Genomic DNA, 15,313 nt, shown 5'->3' on the forward strand with positions numbered 1-15,313 from the left:
GCGTTCGACTGCGGTCGCGGCCAGCGCCGCATCATTCAGTCACCTTTGGTTGAAAGATGTGTATGACATAGTTATGTCGTTCCCCCCCGAGAGACTGCTAGCATCGGACGCACTTGCATCCCGATCCGGCAACATCAGGTAGCCCATGCTCGAGACCACAGCACCGCCAAGGAAAGCACCGCTGGCCCCGCCACTGGACACGCGGCACCAGGTCGAAACGCCGGAAGGCATCGACCTGCCGCTGCGTCCCGCCGGCCTGATGGTGCGTGCTGTGGCGTTCACCCTCGATCTGGGGTTGCGCGGGCTGATTTTGGGCCTGCTGCTCATGGTGCTGGCGTTGCTCGGCAAACTCGGTATCGGCCTGGGCTCACTGCTGCTGTTCGTGGTGAGCTGGTGGTACATGGTGTTGTTCGAGGTGCTGCGTGAGGGCCGCTCACCGGGCAAGCAATGGATGGGCCTGCGGGTGGTGCACGACGACGGCACACCGGTCGGCTGGTCGGCCTCGCTGCTGCGCAACCTGCTGCGTTTTGTCGACCTGATGCCGTTCGGCTATTTCCTCGGTGCGATCAGTTGCCTGCAACACCCGACCTTCAAACGCCTCGGCGACATCGCTGCCGGCACGCTGGTGATCTATAGCGAACGCCCGCTCAAGCGCCCGCAATTGCCCGATGCCGAACCCCGCCGCTCGCCGGTCCCGCTGACCCTGACTGAACAACGCGCCCTGCTCGCTTTCGCCGAGCGCCAGGGTGAACTGTCGACGGCGCGGGTCAACGAACTTGCTGCATTACTCGCCCAGCCACTGCACATCAGTGCGCCGAAAGCCGTCGGTGAACTCAACGGCATCGCGCGCGGCCTGCTGGGTCCGTCATGAAGCAAAGCCTTTTCGAAACTCGCCACAAGGCCGAATGGGAGCGTTTCACCCTCGCCCTCGAACGTCTGGAACGAGGCAAGGACACTTCGCAAGTCGCGGATTTTCCCAAGGCCTATCGCCGTCTCTGCCAGCATCTGGCGCTGGCGCAGGAACGTGGCTACAGCAGTTTTCTGGTCGACTCCTTGCAACAGCAAGTGCTGCGCGGCCATCAACAGCTTTACCGTCATCGCAGCCAGCTCGGCGCTAACGTGCTGGGTTTCATCCTCGCCGGCTTTCCACGGTTGGTGCGCGCCGAATGGCGCTTCGTGCTGGCCGCCGCCCTGTTGTTCTTCGGCAGCCTGGCCGGTTTCGGTTTGCTGGTTTTCCTGTTTCCGGAGCTGGTCTATAACCTGATCCCCGCCGATCAGGTGCGCGAGATGCAGAGCATGTACGACCCCGCCGCCGGCCATCTCGGGCGTTCGGCCGAGCGTGCGGCGAGCGAAGACTGGGTGATGTTCGGTTACTACATCATGCACAACATCGGCATCGCCTTTCAGACCTTCGCCAGCGGTTTGCTGCTGGGGGTGGGCAGTGCGTTTTTCCTGTTCTACAACGGGCTGATCATCGGCGCGGTAGCCGGGCATCTCAGTGAGATCGGCTTTGGCCAGACCTTCTGGTCGTTCGTGATCGGGCACGGTGCGTTCGAACTCAGCGCCATCGCTTTGGCCGGTGCGGCGGGATTGAAACTGGGTTGGGCATTGATCGCGCCGGGACGCCTGACACGAATCGAAGCCCTGCAGATTGCGGCGCGCCAGAGCATCCTGCTGATCTGTGGCGTGATGCTGTTTCTGTTGATCGCTGCGTTTATCGAAGCCTACTGGTCGTCGCGCACCGGGGTTACGCCGCAGACCAAATACCTGGTCGGCGCCGGGCTCTGGCTCTGTGTGGCGTTCTATCTGCTGTTCGCCGGAAGGACCCGCCATGCGCCTGAGTGATGCGACCGTGGCGATCCGTCCGCGCACCACCTGGGAAGCCATGGACCTGGGCGTGCTCATGAGCCAGCAACATCGGCGCCTGCTGATGACCAGTTGGGCCATCGTCACCCTGCCGCTGTTCGCGGTGCTCAGCCTGTTGTTGTGGGATTCGCCGTCACTCGCCGTGTTCATCTTCTGGTGGCTGAAACCGGCCTACGAACGCTTGCCGCTGTACATCCTGTCCAAGGCGCTGTTCGGCGAAACGCCCACCTTGAAACAGACCTTGCGCCAATGGCCGCGCCTGCTCAAGCCGCAACTCATCGCCAGCCTGACCTGGCGCCGCTTCAGCCTGAGCCGCAGCTTCCTGCTGCCCGTGCTGCAACTCGAAGGCCTCGACGGCTCGGCCCGCCAGCAGCGTTTGCAGGTGTTGCTGCAACGCAATGCCGGCGCCGCGCAGTGGCTGACGATCATCGGCGTGCATCTGGAAACGGCGCTGTGGATCGGCCTGATGGTGTTGTTCTACCTGCTGCTGCCGCAACAGGTCGAAACCGATTGGGACTGGCAAAGCCTGATCTTCGCGGCCGACTACGAATGGCGCTGGCTGGAGCATCTGACCAATGCGTTCTATGCGCTGATCCTGGTGATCTGGGAGCCGGTGTATGTCGCCTGCGGGTTCAGCCTGTATCTGAACCGCCGCACCGTCCTCGAAGCCTGGGACATCGAACTGGTGTTCCGCCGCTTGCGCCAGCGTTTGAACAGCAGCGTGATCGGCTTGCTGCTGGTGGCGTGTCTGCTGTTGCCGGTGTTGCCCTCAGCCTGGGCTGCCGATCCTGCCACGGCTCCGGATGCGCCGCGCCTCTTGAACCAGCCTTTGACCAGCGAGGCGTCCCGCAACAGCATCAAGGCCTTGCTCGAACAACCGCCGTTCAAGAACAAGGAAACCGTCACCCGTTATCGCTTCGGCGAAGATCCCGCTGCTGCCGAAAAACCCAAGGAAGGCGAAGCTCCGCAATGGTTGAAGACCCTGCTCGACTGGCTGGACGGCCGACACCTCGACGGCCTGGCCAAGGCGATTGAAGTCGTGCTGTGGGGCGCGGTGATCGCCGGAATTGGTTGGCTGGTCTGGCGTTATCGGGATTTTCTGCAAGCGTTCGTCGGCCGCCGTCCGCGCCTGCCCGAACAGATCAAAAGGCCCTTGCCGCAACAGGCCTTCGGTCTGGATCTGCAAAAGGAAAGCCTGCCCGATGACATCGCCAGCCACGCGGAGCAACTCTGGCAAACCGAACCGCGTGCGGCACTGGGTCTGCTGTACCGGGCACTGCTCAGTCATCTATTGCACGACTTCAACCTGACCCTCAAACCCGCCGACACCGAAAACGAAGTGCTGGCCCGGATCGAACAATTGCAGCGACCGGACCTGCTCACTTATAGCCGTCATCTCACCGGCCACTGGCAGAACATGGCCTACGGGCACCGCGTACCGGCGGCGCATCTGCAACAGGAATTGTGTGATGGCTGGCGCACCCTGTTCGGCCACGGAGTTGCCCGTTGAGCCGGCGCACGCTCTGGCTTTTGGGTGGCGCGCTGATCGTCGCCCTGCTCGGTGCGCTGGGCATTTATCTGTACCTCAAAGCCACGCCTTACCAGGCCGAGGTCGATCACGGCCCGTCCCCCGCCGCACAAGCCAATCCCTATCTGGCGGCGGAGATGTTTCTGCGTGAACGCGGAATCGACGTCAGTCATGCCGAAAGCCTCGCCGTGTTGCCCGACATCGACCCGCGCCAGCACACGCTGCTGATGTTCAACGACCGCTCGAAAATGACCCCGCGCCAGGTCGATCAGGTTCTGAACTGGGCCCGGGCCGGCGGAAGGCTGGTGTTCGTCGCCGAATCGATCTGGGATGAGAAGACCGGACAGAGCAACGACCTGCTGCTCGACCGCGTGCAACTGCATCAATCCTTCACCAAGGATCTCAAGGGCACCCCACCGGATGCCGCCGAAGATCCTTACCCCAACCTGACCAAGCTCTATCTGGAAGACGAAGACGCGCCCGCCTATGCCGGGTTCGACACCGCGTTCCACCTCGACGACCCGAAAAACCTCGCCCAGGCCTGGGCCAACAGCGCGAAAGCCACGCACATGATGCAACTGGCTTTCGGCCTCGGCACGATCACCGTGGTCACCGATGCCGACCTGTGGAAAACCCCGGCGATTACACAGCACGACAATGCCTGGCTGCTCTGGTACCTCAGCGCCGACACCGCCGTGACCTTGTTGTACAACACCGAACACGACGGTCTGTTGACCCTGCTCTGGCGCTATTTCCCGCAAGCCATCGTCGCCCTGTTGGCGCTGATCGGCCTGTGGCTGTGGCATGTCGGCGTGCGTCACGGACCGTTGCAAGCGCCGGCTCCGAGTGGTCGCCGGCAGTTGATGGAACACCTGCGCGCCAGTGCCGATTTCATCCTGCGTCACAACGGTCAACAGACCTTGCTGCAAGCGTTGCAGCAGGACGTCCTGCGCCGCGCCCGCCATCGTCATCCCGGTTTCGACCAACTGAACGTCGCCGAACAATGGCTGGTGCTGTCGCGCCTGACCCGCCAGCCGACCCGTGCCATCAGCCAGGCCCTGAGCCCGGCACCGAAGCGGCGTATGTCCAGCGCCGAATTCTGCCGTCAGGTCGCCCACCTGCAAGCCTTGAGGAACACGCTATGACCGAACACATCGAACCCGGCTCGCCCGGCCACGCGGCCCAGCAACGCCAGCGCGCGAGCCAGTTGGCGCAAGCGGTGCGCGGTGAATTGCAGAAGGCGCTGATCGGCCAGAACCCGGTGATCGACGACGTGCTGACCGCGCTGATCGCCGGCGGTCACGTGCTGCTCGAAGGCGTTCCCGGCCTCGGCAAAACCCTGTTGGTACGCGCCCTCGCGAAGTGCTTCGGCGGCGAGTTTGCACGTATCCAGTTCACCCCGGATCTGATGCCCAGCGACGTCACCGGCCACGCGGTCTACGACCTGCAGACCGAGCAGTTCAAACTGCGCAAAGGCCCGTTGTTCACCAACCTGCTGCTGGCCGACGAGATCAACCGCGCCCCGGCCAAGACGCAAGCCGCCCTGCTCGAAGCGATGCAGGAACGTCAGGTCACTCTCGAAGGCCGGGCCCTGCCGATCGCCCAGCCGTTCATGGTGCTCGCCACGCAGAACCCGATCGAACAGGAAGGCACTTACCCGCTGCCGGAAGCCGAACTCGATCGCTTCATGCTCAAGGTGCGCATGGATTATCCCGACGCCGATCAGGAGCTGGACATGGTGCGTCAGGTCAGCCGCTCGACCCGCGCCGACATGCTTGATGTGCAGCCACTGCGAACCGTGTTGCAGGCCAAGGACGTGCAAGCCCTGCAGCGCATCGCCAGCGATCTGCCGCTGGACGAGCAGGTACTCGATTACGCCGTGCGCCTCGCCCGCAGCACCCGCACCTGGCCGGGGCTGACCCTCGGCGCCGGGCCACGTGCCTCCATTGCACTGGTGCGCTGCGCCCGCGCCCGAGCCCTGTTGCGCGGCGGTGAATTCGTGATTCCCGACGACATCAAGGGCTGCGCACTGGCGGTGTTGCGCCATCGCGTACGCCTTGCACCGGAGCTGGACATCGAAGGGCTGCAAGTCGATCAAGTCCTTCAGCAACTGCTCGACCAAGTACCGGCGCCGCGCCTGTGAAACCCTCGCGCCTGCTGTTGATCTGGCTGGCGATCCTGCTGGTCATCGGCATTGTGCTGGGCGCGTTGCAGGCGCTGGACGTCGAGGTGCCATCGAGCCTGCTGTCGATCAACTGGGGATTGTTGCTGGCGCTGTTTGCGCTGAGCCTGCTGGACGCGCTGCGCCTCAAGCGCCTGCCCTCGCCCCGCGTGCAACGACAGATGCCCGGCAGCCTGGCCCTCGGTCGCTGGAGCGAAATCCGGCTGGAAGTCGAACACGACCTCGACCCACCACTGGCCATTCAACTCTTCGACCACGTACCCGAAGGCCTCAGCCATGAAAACCTGCCGCTCTCCACCGAGCTGCAACCCGGCCAGCGCAGCCTGATCGGCTACCGCCTGCGCCCACTCAAACGCGGCCACTTCACTTTCGAAACCTGCGAACTCAACTTGCCGAGCCCCTTCGGCCTGTGGTCCGGCAAACGCCTGCTGAACATCACCGACCACACCCGCGTCTACCCCGACTTCGCCCGTCTCTACGGCGGCCAATTGCTGGCGGTCGACAACTGGCTCAGCCAGCTCGGCGTACGCCAGCGCCAACGCCGTGGCCAAGGGATGGAATTCCATCAACTGCGAGAATTTCGCGAAGGCGACAGCCTGCGCCAGATCGACTGGAAAGCCACCGCCCGCCACCGCACACCGATTGCCCGGGAATACGAAGACGAACGGGATCAACAGATCATTTTTATGCTCGACTGCGGGCGACAGATGCGCAGTCAGGACGGCGAGCTGTCGCATTTCGATCATGCGTTGAATGCGTGTCTGCTGTTGAGTTATGTGGCGCTGCGGCAGGGGGATGCGGTGGGCTTGTCCACCTTCGCCAGCGATCAGCCTCGGTTTATTGCACCGGTCAAAGGTACGGGGCAGCTCAAGGTGTTGCTCAACGGTGTTTATGATCTGGATAGCACGCGACGTTCGGCGGATTATCCGGCGGCGGTGGATCAGTTGTTGGCCAGGCAGAAGCGTCGGGCGCTGGTGGTGTTGGTGACTAATGTGCGGGATGAGGTTGATGAAGAGCTGCTGACTGCCATGACACAACTGGGCAGGCAACACCGCGTACTCATCGCCAGCCTGTACGAAGAAAGGCTCGAAGACGTGCGGCTGACTCCGGTTCAATCGCTGACGGAAGCGCTGGCCTATTGTGCAACGGTGGATTACTTGAACGGCACGGCAAGACTCCATGAGCAGTTGAGGACTCATGGACTACCGATCATCAATGCCCGGCCCACCGAACTGGGCGCCGAGTTGGTGGCCCGATATCTGGCCTGGAAAAAAGGCGAGGCCTTGTGACTTCCGGATCAACGGTCCACAACAGGCACAGTCACCCCCTTGCTGACCGAAGTACCGCCGGGGTTTTCCAGGGTGACCCGAAGAGAAACCTGCTCAGAGGTTGAAGTCGGCGACCAGGAGTGCGAGTACTTGCCCTGATTGTCGGTGCTTGATTCCTGGCTTGGCTGTCCATTTCTGGAAACGAAGACTTTCCTGTTCGCCATAGGCTGGCGGGACCGCGTTGCCACAATCAGCGCGGTCATTGTGGTGTACGTGTTAACGAGCACCGGACTGATCGAAGCTGTCACAGACTCGATATCTGCATGGTCAGGAGAATCAAGCGGATCAAGAACCTCATAATTCAAAGTCCCGGATCCGCCAGATGTCTCCTGGACATAGGCAGCCAACTGATGCAAACCAATTTGCGCAGGCATCTCTTGCATCATTGCCAGTCCATTTTCATTGGTCATGGAGGTGCGCGACTGCGAAGTCGGGAAACGCCAAACCACCGGTACGCCTGGTGCAACTCCCCCGTGTCGCTCATAGCGCACTCGGGCCTGTGCTGTCATGGTCTCACCCAGCCAAAATCTGGTTTTGTCACTGGCCAGCTCTGCAACGACCAACTCATCCGGCGGGGCTGACAGTATCAGCGACTTCACATTGTTACCGGCCATACCGCTTCGAACCGAAGCGATCAATCGGGTTTCACCGGGCACCCTCCAGAACTCGATCGTTGCCTTGCCTTGAGCATCAGTGAATGTCGAAGGCAATATTTGTTCACCCTGCCGCCAGCCCACCTCGATCCCTGACAGCGCCTTTTTGCTAAGAGCCGAAACCACGAAAACATGCGCCGACACTTTTTGCCCGGGATTTCCGCTCGACACATCAACGACCAAATCTTCAATCTGGCACGGTTCGTTCATTGAATAACGAAAGTCGACTGAAGCCGAATCAGCGCCACCGGCAACAGAAGCGGTGACGATACCTGGACCCGCGACTTCGGGAACAAAGCTGATCTGCGCAACCCCCCGATAGTTGGTGGAAGTCACCCGAGACTCCTGCTCCGACAACTCCCACCGGATCGGTAAACCTCTCATGGCCTTTCCGGTCAACACATGGGTTACGGTGACTTCAGCGTTCACTGTTGCTCCCCAATCAACGACCTCAAGAACACTACTGGTCGAGGTAATCCGGGCGACAAGGGCTCGACTTCCCAAAGACAGGGGCTGAACAGGAGAACGTTCCAGCAAGCGAAAGGCAGCCAACTGCAAAGACACACTGGCGTCCTTCACATCTGCATCCTTGAGCTCAAAATCCAGCCCCCGCTCATCCAGCGTGTGGAATTCACCCAACACCCGATTGAATTCGAGCCCGACCTCACTCCGGCCGGGATTAACCAGACCCAGCGCTAACTTTTGATCAAGCAAGGGGCTGCCATCCCTCGCAAAAAGCCGGAAACCGAAGGCCTCACCGCGTCTCGGAAACAACGCGTTGGCTGCCCACACATACCGCTGTGAAGCGCTCACGGAAACATCCGGATCCAGATCCAGATCCAGATCCAGATCCAGCCAGGGATCCGTTGCCAGGGCAGTGAGCTGCGTCCGGGTTTCCGCCGTTGACCCATCGTAAGGATTCGAAGCAACAGCAGTGATGAAGCTTATACCGGCCTGACTCGGCAGTGCATCGTGCCGCGCCCAGCCATCGGCATCTGTCCGTAAGGAAACCGGCCCGGCACTCCCGGTCTGCACCGCGATTTCTGCCCCCTTGACCGGCTGATCATTGAACGCCGAGCCCAAGCGAAACTCGACCCTGGCACGCTCGCCCTTGCTCATGACGGGATCAATGGCAGGACCGCGCGTGGCCAGAATCTTGAGTTTGTGATGGCCCAACTTCAATTGAGTCTGCGCCGTCAGCGACTCTTCATCGATCATGATGGTAGCGGTCTGAGTCATCTCGACATCGGCTGTGCTGTTGGTGAAATCCAGTTGCCTGCGCGCACCACCCGCCGTCATGACGACATCCTCAGTCAGTGGTGGGTTGACCTCCATTCCCGGTGCCAAGGGTGTGATGGCCATTTTCACAGGCAGCCCATGCAGTGCGCTGATCCCATATGGCATATACATCGACTGGTGAGACGTCCACAGGCAGGGATACAACCTGTCGTTACCCGGTTCAGCTGAAACATGATCAAGCATCGCCCGGACCTCACTGGCGAGATCGGCGGCCAGCAGCCGCAAGGGAAACTCGCACTTTTCCGGCAAATGGGAACTGCTGAACGCCAATGTCGAGAACCCGCTGAGATCGGTGCCCGAGGTGATGTGCCACTCAAGGCCGAAAAAAGTCATGACCCGAGGAACATCGACTTGCGGGTCCAGCTGAAACCCCGGTAAAGGGGGCGTATTTGCATTCCAGTGCAGTGCAATCGACTTGCCGATAAAGTTGCTGTTCGCAACGGGATCAATCCGCAGCTTGTGCGCTCTGCCACGCCGACAGACCACACCCTGAATCAGTCGATCGATCGGTTTCCCGTCCAAAGAGAAGTTGACCTGCCCTTTCCATGCGCTGGTGGGCAAAGCTTTGACGGCGAATGAATGTTCATCCACTGGCGCGTCTTCGTGGCGCTGTACCCGCGCGACGATATTCTGGTCACCGGCATTGGCGGGCAAGTAATCCACGCTTGCCCAGCCATCCACGCCCGTGAGGGATGTGACTGTACCCTTCGGTGTTTCAAACTCGACTTTTACGTTACTGACAGGCTGTCTGTCGCCCTTTTGCACATTCACCATGCAGGTGACGATTTCGCTTTCGTCCACCATCGGCAACTTGTTCGGCCCCCAGGTCTTGCCGATCTCGACTCTGTTGTAAGCCAGCGACAGGGCATTGCCTGGCGATAAATGCTGCAACCTGGAACAACCGAGAACCCAATCAAACAGGCCGTCGCGCTTGTCCTCGAAGGTCGTTGTCCAGAGGACTGTACCGTCAACTACAGGCGCAGGAGCCCCGAAGTTCGGTTGAGCGGTTGCTCCGACGTCCTCTTGTGAATCACCATTTGCCCAGATCAGGAAAAAGTTGGCGGCAATCAGAGGATGCTCCGCAGTAATATCCAGATTGACAGGGAATGACTCACCGCGTTCCGGATAGCGGGTCTTCTCCCCCCAGACGGCCGGTGCCCCACCATCGAACCGAGCCTGTAAGGTTTTGAACGGATCGATAGCAAACGCCCGAACTTCGAAGATATGCGTCGCTTCGCCATCGTCGGACAAAGGGCTGGCAACCGAGGCGATAACCCTGCTCACCCCATCCTCGGTTGGCGTGCACAGATAGGTCGCTCGACCTTGAGCATCGGTGGGTGCCCGGTGCAAAACCTTCCCGGCCTTATCCTCTGCCCGCCAGACCACCTCACTCGCTACCGGTGCCTGGGTATAGAAGGATCTGACCTGAACCTGCAGCTCCACCGATTGGTTGTACTCGATGACCGGGTACGTCTCGGCCTGTTTGAGTACGAACAGCTCCAGGAGGTGATGCCCCCAGGAAACCAATAGCGGATACGCTGGCGCCGAGTATTTGCTGTAAATCTTCGCCTCCAGCTCATAAGGTTCTCTGCCTGACGGCTGCGGACAATCCAGCAGCCAGTCCAGACTGATGAGCTGAGATGTTCCCAACTCGGGCTCGGCGGTAATGGCCTCCAGCGGGTTATCTTCAATCCACAGGCTGGCCTCGAGATTTTTCCAGACACTCTGCGGATCAACCTTAAACAAAACCCTGTGATGTTGATCCCCGGTAGCCCCCAGGCAGATCGGCACAACGTTGCCCGCGTCGAAACGTTTGCCATCAATGAGAACGGCCACCCCCCCCAACTCCGGAAGATTCAGCTTTATCTCTATCCCGGTCAGACGAATTTCCACAGAGCTGGGTTCGCCCACACCCCTTGCCGGGCTGCTCAAATTAATCTCCAGCTCATCACCCGCTTGTAAATCCAGGCTGTCCGGCAAATCCTTGCGCATCTCGGTCAGATCAATCGCCAAAGGATCGACATCCTGCAACCCTGTCTTCACCGGCAATTCGATTTCGAACTTTTCGTCACTCCCCCTCTTGTTTACAACCACTAGCCCGGGCGATGACAAATAGGTGGTGTCGTAAAGAAGACGCAGGCCATAACGGATCTCCGCCTGCTGTCCGATCGGCACGATCATCCTTTGCCGAACCGCCGCGCGGTGGGTTAGCGCCATGTACGATACGTTACCGTCGTTCCGGATTTCGACGCCCCCCGGATTGGCCACATCGTCCCAGTGGTCATAGCCCTCAGTCATGTCGCCGTTCATCACGAAATTGTGATCCGTGTCGATGTCGATTTCGTTCATGATTGAGTCCTCTTGGCCTCGACCTTGCGCTCAGCTTCGTTCACCAGTTCCTGCACTTTTCTGGAAAAAGCCAGATCCCCGACCTTGGCGGTGTAAAACACCTTGATCAGGATATCGGTCAGCGATGACAGCATCGGCTTTTGGTTCAAATGCCAGGGAAATACGATCCGCCAGCGCGAAACGACACCGGTGTTTTCGAACGGCAGGGTCATGCCTTCGTCAGCTCTGAGTGATACCACACCGGTATCATCCAGCCCGGTGGACAGGGAAACCTGCTGCCCACTGCTCAGGTTGATCAGCACATCGACAGGCGCAACGCCTCCACCGGAGTGCAGATATTCCAAAGACTCGATCGACGGTTTTGTAGCGATATAGCTGCCGACCTGTATCAGTTTCACCACCACATTTTCGAAGGGCCCGGTGAGCACCGGCAGACTGACTTCGACACGAGAAATCTGGCGGCAGTAATGATCGTGGTAGTCGCGATCGAACAGTAGCTGGATCAGCTCGAAATCCAGTGCGCCCGTTGCCAGCAAGTGGTCCAGCGCATCAGTCCAGTTGTCAAAACCCTTTGGCCGGGTCGCCGGATCATTGAACAATCGTTGTAGCGAAACGGTCTTGACGATCTCCTGGCGTCGCTCATTGCGTTGCAGATATTCCGACCGCATTCGCAACAAACCGGCCTGCAATGTCGCGCCAGCCGTCAAGCCGCGCCGCTGGTCGCTCCAGACATCGGTGTTCAGTTGATAGGCATCGAACTCACAGGTTTCCGCCCGCAAGGCTGTCTGGGCACTCCGGCACAGAGCAACAGCGGCGTCATACGCCTGAAAGTGCAAGGTCTGCAGTTGCCCCATCAACCACTGGTAAAGCTCCAGATTGGTCGCCCGGGTCTGCAGGAACTCGAACAGTCTGAGCGCCTGGCTATTCGCGGCAAGAGTGTGTTCCAGATTGATCCTTGCTGCATTGATGGCCCGTTCCTGACCTTCAATCTGGGCACTGATCGCATTCTTTTCAGTATTGGCCTGTTTACGCAGCAACCACCAATCCTCTCGGCGACGACGATAGCTTTCGGAGGTGGCCGTCTTGTCGGCACTGGCGCGCTGCACGTCTGCGGCCATCCGAAAACCAAATCCCACGGCACTGACCAGATAAGCCGGCTCATGATTGCCATTGGACAATCCAAAGATTTTGGGGAACGCATGGATTACCGCTGCCCCCATCTCAAAGCCAGTGGCCAGAGAAGCGAGGCCCGAAGCGGCTTCAACATGCTCCATGACTTTGAACTCATCGGGAGAAATGTGCTTGTCGTACAGATCGGCGTAGTGCAGCTCTCGCTCTTCGGCCATGGTTCTGCTGTGCTGCAACGCCGTAAGGCCCTCGACCTCACGTGCTATGGATTCTTCCTGTGCCCGACGAGCGAATTCGCCAAGCTCAGTCAAATGGCGTTGCTGCAACGTCTCCTGCTGGACACGATCCTGCTGCTCAAGCAGACGCTGTACTTCGTTCCCCAGCTCCTGCAGGTACTGCACCATCTGCAACGCTGCATTGAACAGTACGTCCCAGCGATAGACCGCAACTCGCAACTGTCCACCCATCGGTCGCACCGGTCCCGCCTTACCGGCTGCCAGGCGATTCAACAACTCACTTGGATCCATGGCGGTAAAAAGAGGGATGGATGCAAGCTTGCCGTCGATTGTCCGACCATGGCGAATGTTGTCGATACGCTGATCAGGCAGGTCAAAGAACGTCAGCAAACGCGGGCTGACCGGTATATTGAAAGAACGCGTGCCGTACACACCCAAATACTGAGTACGCGCAGCCCTGACCGGTAAATCCTCTGTTCGCAGCTGCAATGTCGTTTCAAACTCCGCGAGGGCCGGTCGGGTCTGCATCTCTCCCACAAGTTCACCAAGTTCCTTTGCAACCCAGCGATTGACGCTACGGGTATCCGGCCTGGCTCCCATCAGCGATCGGGCCCGGACATACTGCAGCTTGGCGGCCGTCAGGCTGTCCCGCGTCATCTGGCGATAGAGCCAGTCACCCCAGGCGATGAGGTTGTTCACATACTCGAGGAAAATCACGACCTTGTAATGCCAGGGCGATGAATAGGCGATGGCATCCGGATCCCCCGGTGCGAAGACTTCATAGCAATAGCAGATGTCGGGCTTTTCCACGTCCAGAGGCCGGCAATGCCAGTATTGCGGCCTTGCCGGGGTATCACCCTGCGCCGGTTTAGCGGGCGACTGCGGCTCGAATATGAAATGCAGCCAGCGCTGGGCCGCCTCAAAACGGTTCTCGTCACGCAGCCGGACGGCAATCAGATGTGGCAGGTGAAAAAACAGCTCCCAGAAAAACAGACCATTGGCACCATCGAACGGACCGTTCGGCTCGACCTGGCTTTCGGGCAAAGGCGGCTCCTTCGGAAACTGCGTCGCCCAGTCCAGCAACACGCCGATCGATACACTGGAGCGCAACACCAGTTCGTGACCGATCAACGTATTGAGCCGGACGTATTTCAACTTCAGAACGTTTGCCGGTTGGTTGAAGGCCAGAAACTGGGCGCCCTGCGCATCGGTGTCATGGATGTACGGTAGAGGTCCATGATCACCGAGCGTGGCGGGGACTGTCAGGACGAGGGTTCGCTCACCGTAGTCTGCGGCGCCTGTCAGTTTCACGGTGAGCGTGCTGCTGTTGAACCCTGTTCGCTTGATCTCCTGCCATTTCGTTGCCCATCCACCGGAACTCGAGTAACTGGCAGTAACTGGGTCCGGGTCACCACCAGTGGTGAATTCGACTTTCAGCGTGAACTCAACGTTCGTGCCACCGCCACGTGAGACATGGGCACAATGCCCCTGAACCCAGAGCGAGTGCTCAGTAGCGCTGTTACGCACGATATAAGCCTTGATCCCCAGGTACTCGGCCAGCGTGCCGGGCTTGGTGATCTCACTGTCAACGGCCGGAAACAGCTTCGGCTGCATCTTTTGCTGAAGCGTACGGCGCTCGACAAACAGGTGATTGGCCAGGTAATCCATGACCGCCGTTTCGTCCTTCACTTTGCGAAACAGCGAGTCACGGGTTTCATAGATAGCGACAGACACCACAGACGACGTACCGACTTTGGGCTCGGCATTGGTCACATGTACCGCCAGCCTGCCCTTGGGATACGAGGTATCGATCTCGTCGCGCAAAATTACCGCGACCAGCCGGCAACCCTTCGAAACGTCCTTGTCCGTCTGCAGCAGATGCAAGCGAATGGGTGGCGACCAGCTGTCGTCCAGCGCGATGAACGCCACCATGACTTCCAGCTCATGGAGGCTTTGCAGTTGACCCGCGTTATCGAAAACACCCGGGCGCCATTGGACCCAGACCATGCACGCCCGGCCTTCCCAAAAGACCATCCGACAATCCAGCACAGTGTCATCGGTGGGAATGTCGGCAGATTTCCATTCTCGCCAGTCAGTCGGGTTGACCGATGGCGAGTCGAAGGCGAGTTTGATGTTCGCTTCACGCCAGAACCAGCCAAAAGGTGCAACACGTTGCCTGCCCACCAGGTAATAATGCGTCTCCAGCGGATTGGCCCCATCCAGATAACCGGTCTTGACGTTCAGATTGCACGTTTCTTCAAAGCTGCGCAGGTAGCGCTGAGCGCCCTTGAGCACCGAATCGTCAGTGATCGAGGTCTGATTCACATAACTCTCAAGAGCCCTGAACAAACCGGTTTTGCGGATGCGCACATAAGGCGTGATGTAATCCTCAGGTGTGCACAACAGCAGCATGCTTGCCGACCACGACCCGTAACTGCTGGCGAGATCCCACTCTTGCAGAAGGTCAGGATCGAACTCCCGCCCGTCGTACCCCGGTTCAAATTTCTGCAACACCGCAAAAAGGTAGGACTGCAAACAGCTCCTGGCCTCCGCCACCCACGAGGTTTCAATTTCGTCGCTGTCCAGCGGATCGGTGCGCAGCCATTCCCAGAGGTCATCCGCCGATTGGGTATTCATCGGAAAGGGATGACTGGCCTTGTCATGTTTTGCGTGAAGACAGAAATCAATCAACGCATTGCGACGCAGGGCTGACAGCTCACCTGAAGTTTTGTTGAGCATCACCA

General features: G+C 59.5%; 8 protein-coding genes. 6 read left to right on the forward strand and 2 right to left on the reverse strand.

The features are described from left to right. The first annotated feature begins 145 nt into the window (after positions 1-145). Genes ABFB52_RS23010 through ABFB52_RS23035 form a run of 6 tightly spaced genes read left to right on the forward strand, consistent with a single transcriptional unit; the run spans position 146 to position 6,865 of the window. A complete protein-coding gene (locus ABFB52_RS23010; RefSeq protein ID WP_085745220.1) occupies positions 146-871 on the forward strand; it encodes an RDD family protein in 726 nt (241 codons plus the stop codon). Continuing rightward, a complete protein-coding gene (locus tag ABFB52_RS23015; protein WP_102687242.1) occupies positions 868-1,845 on the forward strand; it encodes a stage II sporulation protein M in 978 nt (325 codons plus the stop codon). The genes ABFB52_RS23010 and ABFB52_RS23015 overlap by 4 nt, the downstream gene beginning before the upstream one ends. After that, positions 1,832-3,376, forward strand: coding sequence for a DUF4129 domain-containing protein (locus ABFB52_RS23020; protein ID WP_129973143.1), 1,545 nt, complete (start codon positions 1,832-1,834; stop codon positions 3,374-3,376). Before ABFB52_RS23015 ends, ABFB52_RS23020 begins: the two co-directional genes overlap by 14 nt. Further along, the gene (locus ABFB52_RS23025; protein ID WP_129973144.1) at positions 3,373-4,539 is read left to right on the forward strand and encodes a DUF4350 domain-containing protein; all 1,167 of its coding nucleotides are present in this window, start codon (positions 3,373-3,375) and stop codon (positions 4,537-4,539) included. The genes ABFB52_RS23020 and ABFB52_RS23025 overlap by 4 nt, the downstream gene beginning before the upstream one ends. Further along, on the forward strand, positions 4,536-5,537 hold the full coding sequence (locus ABFB52_RS23030; protein WP_102687239.1) for a MoxR family ATPase: 1,002 nt from the start codon (positions 4,536-4,538) through the stop codon (positions 5,535-5,537). Before ABFB52_RS23025 ends, ABFB52_RS23030 begins: the two co-directional genes overlap by 4 nt. Continuing rightward, positions 5,534-6,865, forward strand: coding sequence for a DUF58 domain-containing protein (locus ABFB52_RS23035; RefSeq protein ID WP_129973145.1), 1,332 nt, complete (start codon positions 5,534-5,536; stop codon positions 6,863-6,865). Before ABFB52_RS23030 ends, ABFB52_RS23035 begins: the two co-directional genes overlap by 4 nt. A gap of 8 nt (positions 6,866-6,873) precedes the next feature. Here the strand turns inward: ABFB52_RS23035 and ABFB52_RS23040 are convergent, their stop codons facing one another. Both ABFB52_RS23040 and ABFB52_RS23045 read right to left on the reverse strand, forming a co-directional pair. Then, the gene (locus ABFB52_RS23040; RefSeq protein WP_085745226.1) at positions 6,874-11,205 is read right to left on the reverse strand and encodes a hypothetical protein; all 4,332 of its coding nucleotides are present in this window, start codon (positions 11,203-11,205) and stop codon (positions 6,874-6,876) included. After that, a complete protein-coding gene (locus ABFB52_RS23045; RefSeq protein WP_129973146.1) occupies positions 11,202-15,308 on the reverse strand; it encodes a neuraminidase-like domain-containing protein in 4,107 nt (1,368 codons plus the stop codon). Before ABFB52_RS23045 ends, ABFB52_RS23040 begins: the two co-directional genes overlap by 4 nt. Between the last annotated feature and the right edge of the window lie 5 nt (positions 15,309-15,313).

Origin of the sequence: Pseudomonas sp. 9.2(2024) (genome assembly GCF_039695385.1) — a bacterium.
GTDB lineage: Bacteria > Pseudomonadota > Gammaproteobacteria > Pseudomonadales > Pseudomonadaceae > Aquipseudomonas > Aquipseudomonas paraglycinae.